The sequence below is a fragment of the Bradyrhizobium lupini genome (genome assembly GCF_040939785.1).
GTDB classification, from domain to species: domain Bacteria; phylum Pseudomonadota; class Alphaproteobacteria; order Rhizobiales; family Xanthobacteraceae; genus Bradyrhizobium; species Bradyrhizobium canariense_D.
The window spans coordinates 5,576,661-5,594,208 of the sequence record NZ_CP162553.1; the positions used below are offsets into that span (position 1 = coordinate 5,576,661).

19 protein-coding genes are annotated in these 17,548 nt (G+C 65.5%); 7 read left to right on the top strand and 12 right to left on the bottom strand.

Annotated features, from left to right (window positions below):
• Nucleotides 1-11 precede the first annotated feature (11 nt).
• From AB3L03_RS26485 to AB3L03_RS26505, 5 genes are all read right to left on the bottom strand, one after another.
• Complete coding sequence (locus AB3L03_RS26485; RefSeq protein WP_018454282.1) at nt 12-548, bottom strand: DUF962 domain-containing protein; 537 nt, start codon at nt 546-548, stop codon at nt 12-14.
• 154 nt (nt 549-702) lie between these two features.
• Entirely contained in the window at nt 703-1,374 is a 672-nt protein-coding gene (locus AB3L03_RS26490; RefSeq protein ID WP_018454283.1) for an OmpA family protein, read from the bottom strand.
• Nucleotides 1,374-1,790: a hypothetical protein gene (locus AB3L03_RS26495; RefSeq protein WP_018454284.1), complete on the bottom strand. Its 417-nt coding sequence runs from the start codon at nt 1,788-1,790 to the stop codon at nt 1,374-1,376. The genes AB3L03_RS26490 and AB3L03_RS26495 overlap by 1 nt, the downstream gene beginning before the upstream one ends.
• Before the next feature lie 88 nt (nt 1,791-1,878).
• The gene (locus AB3L03_RS26500) at nt 1,879-2,169 is read right to left on the bottom strand and encodes a type II toxin-antitoxin system HicB family antitoxin (RefSeq protein ID WP_018454285.1); all 291 of its coding nucleotides are present in this window, start codon (nt 2,167-2,169) and stop codon (nt 1,879-1,881) included.
• A gap of 7 nt (nt 2,170-2,176) precedes the next feature.
• Nucleotides 2,177-4,816: an ATP-dependent helicase gene (locus tag AB3L03_RS26505; protein WP_368507255.1), complete on the bottom strand. Its 2,640-nt coding sequence runs from the start codon at nt 4,814-4,816 to the stop codon at nt 2,177-2,179.
• Between the two features lie 241 nt (nt 4,817-5,057).
• On the opposite strand from AB3L03_RS26505, the gene AB3L03_RS26510 reads away from it, so the two are divergent.
• Nucleotides 5,058-5,231 carry a DUF1328 domain-containing protein gene (locus tag AB3L03_RS26510; RefSeq protein WP_007600914.1) on the top strand — a complete coding sequence of 58 codons (174 nt, stop codon included), beginning with the start codon at nt 5,058-5,060 and terminating at the stop codon, nt 5,229-5,231.
• A gap of 5 nt (nt 5,232-5,236) precedes the next feature.
• Here the strand turns inward: AB3L03_RS26510 and AB3L03_RS26515 are convergent, their stop codons facing one another.
• On the bottom strand, nt 5,237-5,743 hold the full coding sequence (locus tag AB3L03_RS26515; protein WP_018454287.1) for a thioesterase family protein: 507 nt from the start codon (nt 5,741-5,743) through the stop codon (nt 5,237-5,239).
• Between the two features lie 87 nt (nt 5,744-5,830).
• On the opposite strand from AB3L03_RS26515, the gene AB3L03_RS26520 reads away from it, so the two are divergent.
• Nucleotides 5,831-7,255: an FAD-binding oxidoreductase gene (locus AB3L03_RS26520; RefSeq protein WP_085350292.1), complete on the top strand. Its 1,425-nt coding sequence runs from the start codon at nt 5,831-5,833 to the stop codon at nt 7,253-7,255.
• Nucleotides 7,256-7,305: 50 nt separating this feature from the next.
• Complete coding sequence (locus AB3L03_RS26525; protein WP_085350312.1) at nt 7,306-7,668, top strand: hypothetical protein; 363 nt, start codon at nt 7,306-7,308, stop codon at nt 7,666-7,668.
• 6 nt (nt 7,669-7,674) lie between these two features.
• Here AB3L03_RS26525 and AB3L03_RS26530 read toward each other — a convergent pair whose 3' ends face one another.
• The 4 genes from AB3L03_RS26530 to AB3L03_RS26545 form a co-directional block, all read right to left on the bottom strand.
• Entirely contained in the window at nt 7,675-9,342 is a 1,668-nt protein-coding gene (locus tag AB3L03_RS26530; RefSeq protein ID WP_368507256.1) for a SulP family inorganic anion transporter, read from the bottom strand.
• Nucleotides 9,343-9,530: 188 nt separating this feature from the next.
• Nucleotides 9,531-9,770 carry a hypothetical protein gene (locus tag AB3L03_RS26535; protein ID WP_317245877.1) on the bottom strand — a complete coding sequence of 80 codons (240 nt, stop codon included), beginning with the start codon at nt 9,768-9,770 and terminating at the stop codon, nt 9,531-9,533.
• A complete protein-coding gene (locus AB3L03_RS26540; protein ID WP_143273231.1) occupies nt 9,764-10,045 on the bottom strand; it encodes a hypothetical protein in 282 nt (93 codons plus the stop codon). Before AB3L03_RS26540 ends, AB3L03_RS26535 begins: the two co-directional genes overlap by 7 nt.
• 91 nt (nt 10,046-10,136) lie before the next feature.
• A complete protein-coding gene (locus tag AB3L03_RS26545) occupies nt 10,137-10,466 on the bottom strand; it encodes a hypothetical protein (protein ID WP_085385102.1) in 330 nt (109 codons plus the stop codon).
• Between the two features lie 171 nt (nt 10,467-10,637).
• Here AB3L03_RS26545 and AB3L03_RS26550 point away from each other — a divergent pair, with 171 nt between their 5' ends.
• Together AB3L03_RS26550 and AB3L03_RS26555 are read left to right on the top strand one after the other, a co-directional pair.
• Nucleotides 10,638-11,348 carry a response regulator gene (locus AB3L03_RS26550; RefSeq protein ID WP_368507257.1) on the top strand — a complete coding sequence of 237 codons (711 nt, stop codon included), beginning with the start codon at nt 10,638-10,640 and terminating at the stop codon, nt 11,346-11,348.
• A gap of 18 nt (nt 11,349-11,366) precedes the next feature.
• Nucleotides 11,367-12,713 (top strand): cell wall metabolism sensor histidine kinase WalK, encoded by a 1,347-nt coding sequence (locus tag AB3L03_RS26555; RefSeq protein WP_085350287.1) that lies wholly within the window; start codon nt 11,367-11,369, stop codon nt 12,711-12,713.
• Here the strand turns inward: AB3L03_RS26555 and AB3L03_RS26560 are convergent.
• Both AB3L03_RS26560 and AB3L03_RS26565 read right to left on the bottom strand, forming a co-directional pair.
• Nucleotides 12,707-14,203 carry a caspase domain-containing protein gene (locus AB3L03_RS26560; protein ID WP_368507258.1) on the bottom strand — a complete coding sequence of 499 codons (1,497 nt, stop codon included), beginning with the start codon at nt 14,201-14,203 and terminating at the stop codon, nt 12,707-12,709. The genes AB3L03_RS26555 and AB3L03_RS26560 overlap by 7 nt on opposite strands.
• Nucleotides 14,140-14,562 carry a hypothetical protein gene (locus AB3L03_RS26565; RefSeq protein WP_368507259.1) on the bottom strand — a complete coding sequence of 141 codons (423 nt, stop codon included), beginning with the start codon at nt 14,560-14,562 and terminating at the stop codon, nt 14,140-14,142. The genes AB3L03_RS26560 and AB3L03_RS26565 overlap by 64 nt, the downstream gene beginning before the upstream one ends.
• Before the next feature lie 68 nt (nt 14,563-14,630).
• Between AB3L03_RS26565 and AB3L03_RS26570 the strand changes: the two genes are divergently transcribed.
• On the top strand, nt 14,631-15,662 hold the full coding sequence (locus tag AB3L03_RS26570; RefSeq protein WP_085350285.1) for a TRAP transporter substrate-binding protein: 1,032 nt from the start codon (nt 14,631-14,633) through the stop codon (nt 15,660-15,662).
• Between the two features lie 7 nt (nt 15,663-15,669).
• On the top strand, nt 15,670-17,547 hold the full coding sequence (locus tag AB3L03_RS26575) for a TRAP transporter large permease subunit (protein WP_368507260.1): 1,878 nt from the start codon (nt 15,670-15,672) through the stop codon (nt 17,545-17,547).
• The last annotated feature ends 1 nt before the right edge of the window (nt 17,548 follow it).

A 17,548-nucleotide genomic window follows, 5' to 3' on the forward strand; every position in this document is an offset into this window, starting at 1 on the left:
CGCGTCTAGAACTATCGGGTTGAAAGGGAATTGGTCGGAGCAGGCGCCAGAATCGCGGCAAGGTCGCGACGGAAGCCCAATGCAATGAATAATTTTGCCATGACAAACATCGGTCCAAGCAGAAAATGCGTGGGGTGGTCGACCATCGACGGCTGCCGCTCCTCGAAAACCTTGTGACCGACGATTTGCGACGCGACGCCGAGCCCGATCAGCACCACAAAAATCGACCACATCATGACGATCGAGACCTGATTGCCAATCGCGGTTGCGACCGAAAGCAGCACGATCATCGAGGCGAGGATGCCGAGCCCGATCCCGGCGTCCAGCATCAGCCAGTAGGCCAGCACCGGCAGGGCAAGAACCATGGCCAGGCTGACCTCGATCCCGAACACCGGGAAATGGACCAGCGTCAGCGGCAGCACGGCGCCGGTGAAGAGCAGGAGGATGCCGACCACGTGCATCGCGCAGTTCCAGGGATCGCGATGATATTCGACGTAGTCGGCCAGCTGACGTTGAAAATAACTGGCCATCTCGGTCTCGTGCAGCATGGGGTCGGGCAGGGCGAAAAAAGCCTATAGCACCTGATAGGGCGGTGCACAAACCGGCGTAATTGTCGCGCGAAACCGCGCTGTTGCGCTGTGAGACAGGTCACAAAAGAAACGTGACTTCAAAGGGTTGCGTCAGACGCCGTGGCGCGTCCGCTCAGCGCTTCTTGGCGGGCTTTTTCGCCGCAGGCGCAGGTGTCGCAGCCGGATGCGCAGGCGCTTCCTCCGGTACCTTGGCGTAGGTCAGGATTTGCAACTGGGCGTTGGCGGCTGAGGTCGGCCTGGCCCGGTCGAGAAACTGCTCCTCGCCGAGGCCGATCGGATGCAGCCGCTTGGTCGAGATCTTGAACGTGTTCACCAGCACGTCGCGTATCGCGTCCGCCCGGCGCTGGCTCAGGATCGCGTTGGCCTCGCGCGTCTTCGCGTTGGATTCGACATGGCCGACGATCAGGAACGTGTAGGGCAGCAGCGAGGCATGGACCAGCGCATCGGCGAGGCGGCCGACGGTCTGGTAGGACGCCGGCTGGATGATCGGCGTGTCGGCGTCGAACTGGATCTGCGCAGTGAAGGTCGGCAGATTGACCAGATCAGGCGCGATCAGCGGCCGGTTCACCGGACCGGGATCGTTCTTGATCCTGGCCTTGGCCCGCTCCATCACCTGCAGCTTCAGCGCGGGGAGATCGATCTCGGCGGCTTGTTCGAAATGGTTGAGCTTGCCGACGATGTCGTCGCGGGTTGGCGGCGCCGTCTGCGCTTCCGCTGTGCCCGCGAGCAAAGCGAGGCCGAGCGCGATGCATATTCCGGCGGTGGAAAGCCTCGTCGCTGGCATCACCGATACCCCGCGTCGTCAACGGCCTTCAGGCAATTGTTGCTGATGCCCTTGGGCGTCGAGACCAGGCAGGGGACCGCCTTGCTGGTCTCCTTGGTCGAGCCGCCGCAGACCTTGACGATCTCGCGCTGGCAGACGTTCGCCACGGTGACACGGGCTGCGACGCGCTTCTGGATGGCGTCGAAGGCACCGAGATAATCGCTCTGGCACTGCTGCGAGAGCACGTCGCGGTTGCGCGAGAGGCACTCCTTCAGGCGGGTCGAATCCGGGTTGACGCCGCGGCAATTGGCGACGATTTCCGCGCCGCAACTTTTCGCCAGCAGCCCGATCGCATCGCCAAAGCTCATGGTCTCCGCCGCCGCAAGCGACGGCATACCCAATGCCAGCAAGATCAGTGTGATGGAGCCCCGGACCATGGTCGCATCTGATACGGGGAAGTTCACGGTGGTCAAGGGCTGTTCGGACCTGAACTGTCGAGAGTCCGACCAGTGCGGCGAACAGTCCTCACTCCGTGGCCTCAGTGAGGGGTGGCCATTCGATCAGGGCGACCGTGTGCTTCCCGAGCTCGTCGGCGACATCAGGGTCGGCCTTGAGCTCGTCCAATGTCCGCGGCGGGGGAAGCTGGCGGCCGTCCGCGGTCAGTTCCTGTGCATAGAACGCGAGTGCCTCGGGCGCATTCTCCAGGGCCTCATCGACGTCGTCGCCGCCGGAAATGCAGCCGGGCAGGTCGGGAAACCACACGCCGACGGCTTCGTCCGGGCCGGCGTCCTCGATGATGGCGATGTAGTGCGGCATGCAGGCCTCACGCCCGCTGCACAAAACTGTCCACGACCTTCTTCTCCCCCGCCTTGTCGAAGGCGATGGTGAGCTTGTTGCCGTCGATCTTGGTGACGCGGCCATAGCCGAATTTCTGGTGGAAGACGCGGTCGGAGAGGGAGAATTCCGAGGTCGTGCCGGTGGATTTGGCCACCAGCTCGCCCTCGATCGTCAGCGGCCCGCGGCGGCGCGAGGAGAAGCTGCCGAAATCGGGCGAGGACGACTGGGACGAAAACGACGAGGCCTGTTCCTCGAAACTGCCGCGGCCGCCATTGCCGCCGCCACCGCCGCCGCGATTGCGATTGGCCTGGGCGCGCTGCCAGCCCGGGGTCGAATAGGTGGAGCCGAACGCTTCCATGTCGTCGAAGCGGGAGGCGCCGTAGCCGCCGGTGCCGCCCCAGGCCGAGCCGCCCTTGGATTCCGTGATCTCGACATTGGCCGCGGGCAGTTCGTCGAGAAAGCGCGAGGGGATCGTGGTCGACCAGGTGCCGTGGATCCGGCGGTTGGTGGCAAAATAGATTTTGGCGCGGCGGCGGGCCCGGGTCAGGCCGACATGACCGAGCCGGCGCTCTTCCTCGAGGCCGGCGCGGCCCTGTTCGTCCAACGTGCGCTGGCTCGGAAACAGGCCTTCCTCCCAGCCGGGCAGGAACACGTTGTCGAATTCCAGCCCCTTGGCCGAATGCAGCGTCATCAGCGACACCGCGTCCTCGTCGGCGCCGCTGTCGCGGTCCATCACCAGTGAGATGTGCTCCAAAAACCCTTGCAGGTTCTCGAACTCCTCCATCGAGCGCACCAGCTCCTTGAGGTTTTCGAGCCGACCCGCGGCGTCCGCCGAACGGTCCTTCTGCCACATCTCGGTGTAGCCGCTCTCGTCGAGCACGATCTCGGCGAGCTCGGTGTGCGAGGTGACCTCGCGCTGGGCGCGCCAGCGGTCGAACTGGGCGACGACGTCGCGCAAGGAGCCGCGCGCCTTCGGCTTCAGCTCATCGGTCTCGACCACCGCGCGCGCCGCCTCGAACAGCGGGATGCGGCGCTTGCGGGCGTGATCGTGCAGCATCTGCACGGTGGCATCGCCCAGGCCGCGCTTGGGCGTGTTGACGATGCGCTCGAAGGCGAGATCGTCGGCCGGTGAATTGATGACGCGGAGATAAGCCAGCGCATCGCGGATCTCGGCGCGCTCGTAGAAGCGCGGGCCGCCGATGACGCGATAGGGCAGGCCGAGCGTGACGAAGCGGTCCTCGAACTCGCGCATCTGGTAGGAGGCGCGCACCAGAATCGCGATCTCGTTGAGCTTGTCGCCCTGGCGCTGGATCTGCTCGATCTCCTCGCCGATGCCGCGGGCTTCCTCTTCCAGATCCCAAGAGCCTGTTACCGTGACCTTCTCGCCGTCCTGGTCCTCGGTGCGCAGCGTCTTGCCGAGCCGGCCCTCGTTGTGGGCGATCAGGTGCGAGGCGGCGGCGAGGATGTGGCCCGTCGAGCGGTAGTTGCGCTCGAGGCGGATGACCTTGGCGCCGGGGAAATCATGGTCGAAGCGCAGGATGTTGTCGACCTCCGCGCCGCGCCAGCCATAGATCGACTGGTCGTCGTCGCCGACGCAGCAGATGTTTTTGACGTGGCGCGTCTGCTCGTTCTCCCCGCTTGCGGGGTCGCGACGAGCTTCGCTCGCGCTGAGAAGGTCAGGATGAGGGGCTGCCTCCACGAGCTCAGCTTGCTGAGAGTCCCCCTCACCCGGATCGCTCGGGCGCGCAATTGCGCTGCCGGGCGATCCGACCTCTCCCCGCACGCGGGGAGAGGCAAAAGAAGTCGGCGCTTGGGACAGCAGCCGCAGCCACAGATATTGAGCGACGTTGGTGTCTTGATACTCATCGACCAGGATGAATTTGAAGCGCTGCTGGTACTGCCGCAGGATATCCGGGTGCTCGCGGAAGATGCGGATGTCCTCGAGCAGCAGATCGCCGAAATCGGCGGCGTTCAGGATCTTCAGCCGCTCCTGGTAGCTCGCATAGAGCTTGCCGCCCTTGCCGTTGGCGAACACGGCGGCTTCGCCCGACGGCACCTGCGACGGCGTCAGGCCGCGGTTCTTCCAGCCGTCGATCAGCCCGGCCAGCATGCGCGCCGGCCAGCGCTTGTCGTCGATATTGTCGGCTTGCAGAAGCTGCTTGAGCAGTCGGACCTGATCGTCGACGTCGAGCACGGTGAAGTTCGACTTGAGCTGCGCCAGCTCGGCGTGGGTGCGCAGGATGCGCCCGCCGATGGAGTGGAAGGTGCCGAGCCACGGCATCCCTTCGACGGCATGGCCGAGCATCTGACCGAGCCGATGTTTCATTTCGCGCGCGGCCTTGTTGGTGAAGGTCACCGACAGGATTTCGGATGGGCGGGCGCGGCCCTGGCTCAGGATGTGGGCGATGCGCGTGGTCAGCACGCGGGTCTTGCCGGTGCCGGCGCCGGCCAGCACCAGAACCGGCCCGTCCAGCGTCTCCACAGCCTCGCGCTGCTCCGGATTGAGCCCGGACAGGTATTGCGGGCCTACCGAGGCGCGCGCACGCGCGGCGATGCCGCCGGCTGCGGGCTGGTGGTCGGGGACGCTCTGGGACGTGATCTTGCTCGGCTCGGTCATGCGAATCATTTGCCCCACGTTGGCACCGCGGGGTGGTGAAAGGGGAGCCTTCTTAACAGGGATTGGTCCCTATATGGGGCCGCGGACAGGGGTTTTCCACGTGCGCCGAAAGCCAATTTGTTCCTGTCGGTCAGGCGAATTTCCGGCTTTAGCGGCCCGGAACCATTGTTCCGAGTTGGCGATTGGTTCTGCAAGTGAGGCGCGTCAGCCGCGCCGATCGCAGACAGACATCGAAACAGAGGTTCGGATCATGCTTAGCTGGGTAGTTACGTTTCTGGTTATCGCCCTGATCGCCGGTATCCTGGGCTTTGGCGGCCTCGCCGGCGCGTCGATCGAAATCGCCAAGATCATCTTCTTCATCGCAGTCGTGTTGTTCCTGGTCTCGGCCGTTGTCGGACTGGCACGGGGTCGTAACAGGGTTTAGCGCGCTTACCGCTTCGAGGGCATCGCCACGTTCCGGCCGATGCCCTCGGGCCGCGGGACGGCGCTGTGGGCCTTGACCACCGCTGCGATGCGCTCACGGATGTCTGGGGGAAAAGCCGCCACCTTTCGTGAGCCCATGTCGATGTGAAGCGACATGTTTTCCGATGTGGCGGACAGCCATCCTTCGGTCGCGTGCCGCAGCTCCTGGAAGGTGTGCAGCCGCTTGTCGTCGGCTTCCAGCAGCCAGACCGAGACCTGCACGGGATCGTCGAGGTGGATTTCGCGCAAATACCGCACGTGGCATTCGGCGGTGAAGGTCGAGCCGCCGCGCTCCTTCATGTAGCCCGGTCCGATCCCGAGCGTCAGCCACATCTGGTCGATCGCGCGGTCGAACATCACGTTGTAATAGGCCATGTTGAGGTGGCCGTTGTAGTCGATCCATTGCGGCTCGATCTGCATGATTGACGAGCGGAACGGCACGCCCTCGATCGTTGTGGCAGCAGTCTCCGGCATGTGTCCTTCCCCAGCTATGCGTCCGGTCGCTTGACTTGACCGGTGAGATGTCCTTTGCCACGGTTCGTCTCGTCGGGAGGAACGTCCGTGGGTACGACCATCACCAATAATCCGCCGCGGCCGGCGCCGAAAGCCCTCGCGAGCGCGCTGGAGCAACTTGCCGCGCGGTTCGGCAACCGCCTCATCACCTCGCAAGCCGTCCGCGAGCAGCACGGCCATACCACCACATGGATCGTGAACCAGCCGCCGGACGGCGTGGTGATGGCGCAGGAGACTGCCGACATCCAGGACGTGGTGCGGATCTGCGCGAAAAACGGCGTGCCCGTCATCGCTTTCGGCACCGGCACCTCGCTCGAGGGCCAGGTCAACGCACCCGCCGGCGGAATCTGCATCGACCTGCGCGACATGAACAAGGTGCTCGCGGTGCATGCCGAGGACCTCGATTGCGTGATCCAGCCCGGGGTGACCCGCAAGGCGCTCAACGAGCATCTGCGCGACCAGGGCCTGTTCTTCCCGATCGACCCCGGCGCGGACGCTTCCCTCGGTGGCATGGCCTCGACCCGCGCTTCCGGCACCAATGCGGTGCGCTACGGCACCATGCGCGACAGTGTGCTGGCGCTGAAAGTGGTCCGCGGCGACGGCGAGATCATCACGACCGGCACGCGTGCGAAGAAATCATCCGCCGGCTACGACCTGACGCATCTGTTCGTCGGCGCCGAGGGCACGCTCGGCATCATCTCGGAGCTGACCATCCGCCTGCGCGGCATCCCCGATACGATCGCGGCCGGAGCGGTGTCGTTCGAGACCGTGCACGGGGCGTGTCAGGCCGTGATCCTGGCGATCCAGACCGGCATTCCGGTGGCGCGCATCGAGCTGCTCAACGCCGCGCAGGTGCGGGCCTGCAACGCCTATTCGAAGTTGACCCTGCCCGAAACGCCGCTGCTGCTGATGGAATTCCACGGCAGCGAGATCGAGGTCGCCGAACAGTCCAAGGCCTTCGGCGAGATCGCCAGGGATTGCGGCGGCGGCGACTTCTCCTGGACCACCAAGCCGGAGGATCGCACAAAACTGTGGCAGGCGCGGCACGACGCCTATTGGTCGGTGAAAGCGCTGCGGCCCGGCGACAGCATCGGGGTGGTCGCGACCGACGTCTGCGTGCCGATCTCGCGGCTTGCCGAATGCGTCGGCGAGACCGAGGAAGATCTCAAGCGCCTCAACCTGTTGTCGCCGATCGTCGGCCATGTCGGCGACGGCAATTTCCACTGCTCGCTGGTCTGCGACACCAACGATGCCGACGAGATGGCGCGCGGCGAGGAGTTCATGCATCGGCTGGTCGAGCGCGCGCAGGCGATGGACGGCACCTGCACTGGCGAGCACGGCATCGGTCAGGGCAAGCAGAAATACCTCAAGGCGGAGCTCGGGCCCGAGGCGATCGACGCGATGCGGGCGCTGAAAAAGGCGCTCGATCCGCAGAACATCTTCAATCCCGGGAAGATCGTACCGGAGGCGTAGCGCGCGGCGTGGCCGCCGTTTATGCTCGCTCCCTCACCACGGAGCAGGCAATGCAGTGGTTCGCGCGCAAGACGCGTCAGGACATCTGGGACGAAGCGATCGAACGGCCGCTCGGCGACATCGAGGCCGCCGAGCGCATCCGTGCGATCTGTGACGCCGCTGCGGCGAGCGCGGCAGGTAGCGCGCGCAGCGACAAGCGCGACAGCGAGCGCTACGAGCGCGCGGCGAAAGTCGCGATGGAAATCGCGATGAAGATCTCGGATGGACTGATGCGCGACGACGCAGTCCGTCGCATCGTCGATCTCTGCATGAAGGCGAACGACCTCAAGACGGCGCAAATCCTGTTTCGCGCGATCCATGCCAGCTGGATCCGCGAAACGATCCAGCGCGATCACCCGCCATTGGCGCAGTGAGCCCAGTTATCGCGCCAACTTCCGCACGGCCTCGTCGACGCTGTGGAAGATGTGCTCCCGGGGCAGCGCCTCGAACAGCCTGAACCGCTCGAACGCGTCCTGCGCGCGCACCGATTCCAGCCGGGCCAGCGCGACGGTGACGCCCTGTTCGCTGCACGCCCTGAACACGTCCAGCAGGATCTGCGCGGCGGTGAAGTCGATCTCGACCATGCCGCTCGCCTCCAGCACCAGCAGCTGTGGCGGCGTCGTGCCGAGCACCTTGATCACGTCGCTGCGAAAGCCGGGCGCGTTGAGGAAGGACAGCGGCGCCTGCAGCCCGAGCACAGCGACGCCGGCGATGCGCTCGCCGGCGATGTGCGGATGTGCCGGCCACCAGATCGTGGTGCCCGGCACGCGCTCGAACTCGACCAGCCGCGCGCGCGTCGTGCTCCAGATGCCGTGCAGCAGCGACAGCACGATGCCGAGGAACGCGCCTTGCTGGATCGGCAGCACGATGATCAGCGCGGCGGTGGCGGCGATCAGCAGGAATTCGCTGGGGGATTGGCGATAGATCGTGACGATCTGCTTCACGCGGATGATGCGCAGCGCGACGAACAGCAGGATGCCGCCGAGGGCTGCGTCTGGAACGTGCTGCAGCAATCCCGTTCCAAACGCGAGCAGCGCCAGCACGATCGCAGCGGCGGCGAGACCCGCGAGCTGCGATTGTCCGCCGGTCTCGGCGACAATGCCCGTCCGCGGCGGGCTGGCGTTGACCGGAAACGCGCCGAACAGGCCCGACAGCACGCTGCCGGCGCCGGCGCCGAGAAAATCGCGATCGACATCGGCCGGCTTGTCGGGATCGGACGGGAATGAGCGCGTCGTCGCCGCGGTCTGCACCATCACCACGACCGTGATGACAAAGGCGAGCGGCACGAGGCGGACCCATTGCTCCGCTGCAAGCTCGGGGAAGGTCGGCCGCGGCAGCGTCCCCGGCACGAGGCCTACGACATTGACGCCCTTGCTCTCGAGGCCGAGCGCGATCGTGGCCAGGGTCGCGGCGACGAGCCCGATCAGCGCGCCCGGAATTTTTGCGCTGACCTTCTCGGCGACGAAGACCACGGCCAGCACACCGAAGCCGATGCACAGCGTGAAGGGATTGGTGCGGCCGAGCTCGCTTGCGAGCACACCGATGCGATCGAGCGTCGGCCCGTTCGGCGAGTCCAGGCCCAGCACGCCCGGTAATTGCGACACGATGATGTGGACGGAGATGCCGGCGAGGAAACCGACCATGACGGGCACGGACAAGAGATTGGCGATGCCGCCGAGGCGGAAGGCGCCGCCGGCCAGCATCATTGCGCCGACCATCAGTGCCAGCGCGATCGCGAGGCCCTGATACTCAGGCGAGCCGGCGGCGGCCAGCGCCGCCAGCCCGCCGGCGAAGATCGGCGTGATCGTGGAATCGGCGCCGCAGGACAGGAAGCGGTTTCCGCCGAGCATCGCAAAGCCGAGCGATCCCGCCATGAAGGCGAAGAAGCCGATCTGCGGCGCGAAGCCGCCGAGCCGCGCCGTGGCCATCTGCTCTGGGATCGCGATTGCCGCGAGCGTCAGGCCGGCCATCAAATCGCCCGGCAGCGAATAGGACGCGAGTGAGCGAAACAGCGGCCATGATGTTGCGGTGTGAGCGTCCTGCGCCATCAGCAGCGAATCCCCGAAGCGTTCCGTTGGCCGACCAGACCACAGCTGCCGGTCGTCGGCAAACATGGGGTTGCCGGCCTCGCCTGTATATCGTGCGACACCGCAGGGCTCGCGGCACTTATCGCGTCTGCGAGCCCCACGCGCACTCCCGCGAGGCACGCCCTATGGCTTCGACGCCTGCGCCTGCTTCAGCGCGCTCTTGCAGCCATCCGACAGCTGTTGAAATGCTCGATCATGCACTGCTTGACGCGGCCGCCTCCCGGCATGATGCCGGAGCACAGCGCGCGCATGTCCGCGGTGCACGCTTGGCGTATCTCCTGTCGCGGTTGCTGGGCGGACGCGGCGCCCGCGGACGATATCGCGACCAACGCGGCGATGATGACCGCGATCGCGCGTCGCAGCTCCCGTAGCTGTACAGGTCTCACCATGCGCAGACCCTCCGCACGCCGAATGGCGTGCTGGTCCACCAACAGGCCCCAGGATAGGGAGGCGCCGCATAGGCATAGGGTGGATGGGCGTAGGGCACGATGGTCCGCCGGCACAGGCCGTTGGCCGTCAGGTGCCAGCCGGGTCCGCAGCCGCCGCTGACTTCGGTGAGGCCGTCGGACATACCGGGGTGAGGGCTGGGGGTGAAGGCTAGCGCGGTCGAACCTGCGGCCAGTGCGGCTGCCGCGGCCGACGCCAAGATCGTCAATCGTCGCATTCGAGATATCCATGCTTGCAAGTTGGAGGAAGGCAGTCCGCGGCCAGTGTTCTGACCCCGGCCGGAATTTCGCGGTCGTCCGGCGCGACGGTCAGTACCGGTATTCGTAATAAGGATGAGTCCCGACCGTGCCGCTGCGCGTCACGCTATGGCCGTTCGGACCCGTCGCGGTGCGCGTGTAGTCGAATGCATGCGGAGCGACGCGCGTGATGCTGCCGCTGCGTGCGATCGTGCCGCCATAAGGTCCCGTCACCGAAGCCGAACGCGAGCAGGTTCCGCCGGCGCATCCGCCGCTGGCGCTGCCGTAGTAGGTACCTCGCCAAGTCGTGACGCTGCCGCTGCGAACCCAGGCGTTTGCACCGGAGGCTCCCGTGAGGGCCAGCACCGTTGCGAGTGATAGCGAAGCGAGAATGGGTTTCATCGGATACTCCTGTTTGTGAGGACGCGCCGGAACGAGACCGGTCGCCGCATGGGGCCAATCTCGCCTCGATCTTTTGCCGTGATGTTGCCGGCGAGGCCGGAAGTGTAACGTTTTGTAACGAGCGACGGGGTCGCCACATTCCTGCCAGCGGGCTGCTCGATAGAGGCCGCGATGGACACTCGGACGATCATGATCGTGGAGGACGACCGCGAGATCCGCGCGCTCTTGGCGGACCTGCTGACGCGGGAGGGCTATGCGCCGGTTTGCGTCGAGAACGGCGCGGCGATGGACCGGGCGCTGATGCAGGCATGCCCGGATCTCGTCGTGCTTGACATCATGCTGCCGGGCGAGGACGGACTGTCGATCTGCCAGCGCCTGCGCAGCAAGAGCCGCACGCCGATCCTGATGCTGACGGCCAAGGCCGACGATGTCGACCGCATCATCGGCCTGGAGCTCGGCGCCGACGATTATCTGCCGAAGCCTTTCAATCCTCGGGGATTGCTGGCGCGCATCAAGGCCGTCTTGCGGCGTGTGGACGGCCCGCTGCAGATGCCGCCGCCGCGGCGAATTGCTTTCGGCAGGCTGGTGGCCGATCTCGACGGGCGCAGCCTGACCAACGACCAGGACCATATCGTCGAGTTGACGGCAGCGGAGTTTGATCTGCTGGCATGTTTCCTCGAACGGCCCAAGCGGGTGCTGTCCCGCGACCAGTTGCTCGACTGGACGCGCGGCCGGACCGCGGATCCGTTCGACCGCGTCATTGACGTGTCGGTCAGCCGGCTGCGCCGCAAGCTCGTCGCCGCGGATCCCAAGGCTGCGTTCTCGATCAGGACCGTGCGCAATGGCGGCTATCTCTTCAGTGCTGACGTTCGCCCGCTCTGAGCACGGAGCCTGTGCGGGATGAGCAGGCTTCACATCGCCGCCCGCCTCGGCCTTATCGTCGTCGGCGCCATCATTCTCGTGCAGTTGCTGTCGGTCGCCATCTATTTCGTGGAGCAGCGCGGCCGCGGCGAGCCGTCCGGATTTGCCGCTTTGTTCGCGCAGGTCGCCGCCTTGGCGGAGGCTATCGACAGGGTACCGCGCGACGATCGCGACCTGGTGCTGCGCGCGGCCACGACGGCGCGATTCAAGCCGGTCGTGCGTCAGGACGTGCCGCCCAACCCGTTGCATGGCCGTTTCCTGAGCAGCGCGGAGCAACGGCTGCGCGCGCAGAGCGGTGTGCCAGCGGAGCGGCTGGTCGCACTGTCCTTCGTCAACGTCAGGGACGGCCAACAGGTGGCCCGCTTGCGTGATCTCGTCACCTCGCGCCTGCAAGCTGTCATTGAACTTGCTGGCGGCGGCTATCTGGTGATCGAGACCGCAGGTGAGCTCAGCCTTCGCCTGCTCGGCATTCCTGTCGGCCTGCTGGCCGGAATTCTCGGCTTCGTCGTCGCTTTGGCGGCCTTGCTCGCGGTCCGCCACGAGACCAGGCCGCTGTCCGAGTTGACCGTCGCCATCGAGCGCTTCGGCGCTGCCATGGAGACCATGCCGGTCAGCGAGCGGGGTGCTCCCGACGTCCGGGCGCTGATCCGCGCCGTCAACGCCATGCAGGCGAACATCGCCGAACTGCTGCGCAGCCGCACCCTCGTGCTCGGCGCGATCAGCCATGATCTGCGCACTTATGTCACGCGGCTGCGGCTACGTCTCGAGCTGCTGCCCGAAAGCGTGCAGCGGGACAAGGCAACCGTCGATCTCGACGACATGCAATCGCTGATGGATGATGCGCTCGCCTTTGTCCGCGCCTCGTTCGCAGGCCCGTCGGCGGAAACCGTCGATCTTGCCCGCGTCGCGCGGACCGAGTACGAAGCGCGCAAGGGTGCCTGCGCAGCGCTGACGCTCACCTGCGAAGATCCGGCTCTCCTCATCCGCGGCTCGGCTGCGGGCATGGCTCGGGTCGTTGCCAATCTCGTCAACAACGCGATCCTCTATGGTGGCGCCGCGGACATCTCGTTGTACGCCGAGACCGATGTGATCGAACTCCTGGTCGAGGACCGCGGGCCGGGAATCCCGGTTGACGAACGCACCCGCGTATTCGATCCATTCTACCGGCTGGAGACCTCGCGCAGCCGCGAGAGCGGCGGCGCAGGATTGGGACTCACAATCGTGAGGCAAGTTGTCGAAAGCAACGGCGGCACGGTCGCCATTGAGGATCGTCCCGGTGGCGGCACCCGTGTCCGCGTCCGGCTGCCGCGCGAGCGGTCTCAGTAACGGCTGCGGTAGCCATCGCCGTGTCCCGGGCCGCCGTAGTTGCCGCCTCGACCGCCCATGCCCATGCCAATTCCGATGCCTATTCCGACACCTAAGGCTTCTGGCGGCGGGCCGCGATCCGGTGGCGGCGCGCGCTCGTAGATCACCTCATCAGGCGGCGGCCGGCGCGGCCTGGGCGGCGTGTCGACCACCTTGCGCTTCGGCGGTGTGTCGTCGACGCGCTTCTTGATCACAGGCGCGATCGTCGGGTTGATCGGCGAAGCCGGTGGTGTGGGCGTCGAGCACGGGCAGGTCGGGGCCATCGCGACGGCGACCGGGGCAGGAGCGGCCGCGACCGCGGCAGGCAAGACGTAGTTGCGGTTCTGCACGCGGAGCAGCAGCCGGCGTGCGGTCGCGGCCAGATCGCTGTTGTCCCAGTTCGCCAGATACGCCTCGAACGAGGCGCGGGTGTTGATCGCGGTGGCGCGCTCCCACGCCAGCATCTGGCGCCGGCGCTCCACAATCGTGCGCAGCCGCGGCGTACGGGTATCCTGAGCGTACAACTCGATATAGGCTTGATACGCCGGCACGGTGTCGTCGGTGATCACCATCTCATAGGCGACCATGGCCGGCTTGCCCTGCAAATCCTTGCGCCAGTCCTCGAGGCTGCGCGTGCCGCTCGCAAGTGCCATGGAGGATGCGCCAGGAAGCGCAGTCTGACTGCCGCTGCTGTCGCCGCCGAAGAACTTGAAGTCAGTCGTCAGCGACGAGCTTTCCCAGGGGATCTGGCGTCCGTCGGTCGATTGCGCCACGGCGACGCGAATGCGCTTGAACACTTCCTCGATCGGCAGATTGGGCTGCTTGGCGACGGTCAGCGCCGCGGTGGTGTAGGGGCTGTCGATGCCGGAGCCATCCTCGGCTTCGGAGCCCGGCGAGGTCGAATAGGAAATGAAGGAGCCCGGCGCGCCGGCCTTGGTGTCGACGATCGCAAGCCCGTGTCCGGCGCCGCTGAGCGCAGGGAAGGGATTGTTGCGGCAGGCATCGAGCATGAAGATGCGCGCCCGCGTCGGCAGTGCGCCGAGCGTGTTGAGCAAATCGTTCAGTCGCACACCCTGCAGCGGAATGTCGGCTTCGCGCTTGGGGTCGAGATCGACGGGAACGAGATAGTTCTCGCCGTCGATCTGGAGGCCGTGGCCGGCATAGAACACCAGCGCGACGGTGTCGGCGCCGCTGGCCCTGACCTTGCCGGCGAAATCCGAGATCGCCTGACGCATATCGTTTTGCGCCAGATTGGATGCCGTGGTGACGGTGAAGCCGGCATTGCCGAGCAGCTCCGTCATGCCCTTGGCGTCGTTGGCTGCGTTGGGGAGTTCCGGCACGGTGCGATAGGCCGATTGGCCGATCACCAGTGCGAGCCGCGCTTCGGCCGCGGCCCCCGTCGGCATCGTCAATTGCGTGAGCGCGAGAAGAGCGGATGCAAGAAACAAATTGCGAAAGACTGGACGGCGCATGGTGTCACCTCCATCGGCAATGCGCGCGATGATGTCACCTTTTCTAGGTGGCCGCCAATGCGTCTGTCTGTGCACTGGATCACGTTGAGCTGCGGCAAAATGGGGCAGAAGGTCTGCCAGAGCTGGTGCGGCATCGTTCTGGCGCCATCCATGTGAATTGCGCATTGATCCATGCGCCAATTGGATCGATGCCCAACGCTGCGCGAAAGCATCTTCTCGCGCATCGGCCCCATGCCGATCTGATCGAGAATCCCGCAAAAACACGGCTGTTTTGCCGCGCGCTGATGCCGTTGATCCTCGCGACACGCCGCTTTGCAACGGCCGGCCGCAAGCCTTGCCTGCGCCGTCGCTTTGGCCATACAGTCCGCGCAACGGGCTGCGGCAACGACCGTTGCTCGAAAAACAATAATTGGGGAGAAACCGCATTATGTCCATCGTGCCCGTGAACCGTCGCGCGTTCATCAAGTCGTCGACGGGACTTGCCGCCGGCCTCGTGCTTTCCCCCGCACTCATCGGCCGCGCCGAAGCCGCGACGCTGAAGCTGAAATGCTCCTCGTCGCTGCCGAACGATCCCAAATTCGCCAACGGCCGGGTCTACTACGACAATCTGGTGAAGAACCTGAAGGCGAACGGCCTCGGTGAGCAGGTCGAGGTCGCGTTCTTTCCTGACAACCAATTGGGTCAGGAAATCGACGTCATCAACTCAGTGAAGCTCGGCGTCATCGACCTCATGGTGTCGGGCTCCTCGATCTCGGCGAATCTGGTGCCGCTGGTCGGCACCTACGACCTCGGCTTTCTGTTCTCGAGCTTTCCGCAGCAGACCAAGGCGTTCGACGCTGGCGCGGCCAAGCCGATCGAGGACGCGCTGCTCAAGGGCAGCAACATCCGCATCATCGCCTGGGCCTATAATTTCGGTTCACGCAGCGTACTTGCGAGGAAGCCGGTGAAGACGCCGGAAGATCTCGCCGGTCTCAAGATCCGCACGCTGCCAAATCCCGTCATCACGGAATGCCTGCGCCTGATGGGAGCCGCCGCGACGCCGCTGGCGTTCGGCGAAATCTACACGGCATTGCAGGCCGGCGTGCTGGACGGGCTAGAGCACGACCCGCCGACCATCCTGGCCAGCAAGTTCTTCGAAACGGCGAAATTCTATGCATTGACGCAGCACAATTTCTCGCCGCTCGCGATCTATTTCAGCGACACGACCTACAATCGCATGGATCCGAAGCTGCGCGAGGGATTTCTCGATGCCGCGAAGAAGGCTGCGGCCGACACGCGGACCCACGGGCTCGCCGTCGAGAAGGAAGCGCTGTCGGCCTTGACCGAAAAGGGCGTGACGGTGGCCGAATGCGACCGCGAGGCGTTCAAAAAGCGCGTCGCGCCGCAGATCGAGAACTTCATGAAGGCGCGGCCGGAATCCAAGGCCGTGATCGACATCATCCGCGCCACGCAGGCCTGACGTGGCAATGACAGCTGCCGTACCTCTCTCGGGCGGCCGCCACGGGAGCATCGCCCTGCTGCTTCGCTTCAGCGACGCGATCGCGGCCATCCTGCTGGCCACGGATCTCGTCGTCGTCTGCGGTTCCGTGCTGCTGCGCTTCTGCTTCAACGCGCCGGTGGAGTGGTCCGACGACGTCGCGCGCGGACTGATGGTCGGATCGGCCTTCTTCGGCGCGGCGAGCGCGCTCGCGCGCGGCGAGAATGTCGGCGTCTCTTTCTTCCGCGATCTGGCTCCGGTACGGCTGCGCGCGCTGGTCGACGCCGCGAGCGCGCTGCTGGTGGTGCTGATTTCGGGCTACGTCGCCTACAACGCCATCAAGCTCGGCTCGCTGACGGCGGGCCAGACCACCGGATCCGGCCTGCCGCTGGAGCTGACCTTCTACCCGATGGGCGCCGGCGCGCTGTTCATGACGGTGTTTGCGATCGACCAGCTCTGCGCCAGGCCGCTCCCTGACATCGTCAGAGGCCTCGTCGCGATTGCCGTCGTGACCGGCCTTTATCTCGCCTGGGATTATCTGTCGCCCGCCACGGTGCCGTCGGCGGGCACGCTGATGCTGATCGGTTTCTTTGCGACGTTGGTCGGTGGCTTGCCGATCGGCTTTGCGCTGGCGCTGGCCGCGCTGATCTTCATCTGGGTCGAGGGCGCGCTGCCCGGCGTGATCTTCGCCCAGCAGATGGCGCGCGGCATCGACAATTTCGTGCTGCTCGCGATTCCGTTTTTCATCCTCGTGGGCTACCTCATGGAAGCCAACGGCATGTCGGTGCGGCTGATCGAGCTGTTGCAGCGGGGCGTCGGGCGGATGCGCGGCGGTTTGAACGTCGTGATGGTGGCCTCGATGGTGCTGTTCTCCGGCATTTCCGGCTCGAAGATGGCCGACGTCGCCGCGGTCGGCTCCGTGCTGATTCCGGCCGCGCGCCGCTCCAAGCAGAATCCGGGCGGCGCCGTGGCGCTGCTCGCAGCCTCCGCGGTGATGGCGGAGACTATTCCGCCCTGCATCAACCTGATCATCCTGGGTTTCGTCGCGAACCTGTCGATCGGTGGTCTGTTCGTCGCAGGGCTGTTGCCCGCGGCGCTGATGGCGCTGGCCTTGATCGCCGTCTCCATCATCTTCGGCAAGACTCCAATTGAGACTCCAACTGAGTCTCCAGCTGATGCCGAGGACATCGCGCCGCAGATGCCGGTGTCGGGCCTGTGGAGCGGCGCGATCGCCTCGTTCGGCCTGATCTTCATGATCTTCTTCGGCTTCAAGAGCGGCTTTGCCACCGCCACGGAAATCTCGGCCTTCGCCGTGGCTTATGCACTCGTCGTCGGCAGCGTGGTGTTCCGCGAACTCAGCTTCACATCGGCTGCGCACAGCTTCGTCCAGGGCGCGACGCGCGCGGGGCTCGTGCTGTTCATCGTTGCCGCAGCGCAATCGCTGGCGTTCACGCTGACCCTGCAGCAGGTGCCGCACGCGGTCGGCGATTTCATGCTGGGATTGTCCAAGACCAGCGGCACCTGGCTGTTCATCCTGCTCGCAATCGCCGTGCTGATCGTGATGGGCTCGGTGCTCGAAGGCGCGGCGGCGCTGATTATTTTCGGGCCGTTGCTGTTGCCGGTGGCCGTGCAGCTCGGCATCGATCCCCTGCATTTCGGCGTCGTGCTTGTGATCGCGATGGGCATCGGCCTGTTCGCGCCGCCGCTCGGGCTCGGGCTTTACGGCGCCTGCCTGATCGGTAATGTGCCGATCGAGCAGACGGTGAAGCCGATCATGGGCTATCTCGGCCTGTTGTTCCTTTGCCTGCTCGTGATCGCGTTTGTGCCATGGCTCAGCACGGCATTGCCGCGCGCGTTCGGCTATTGAG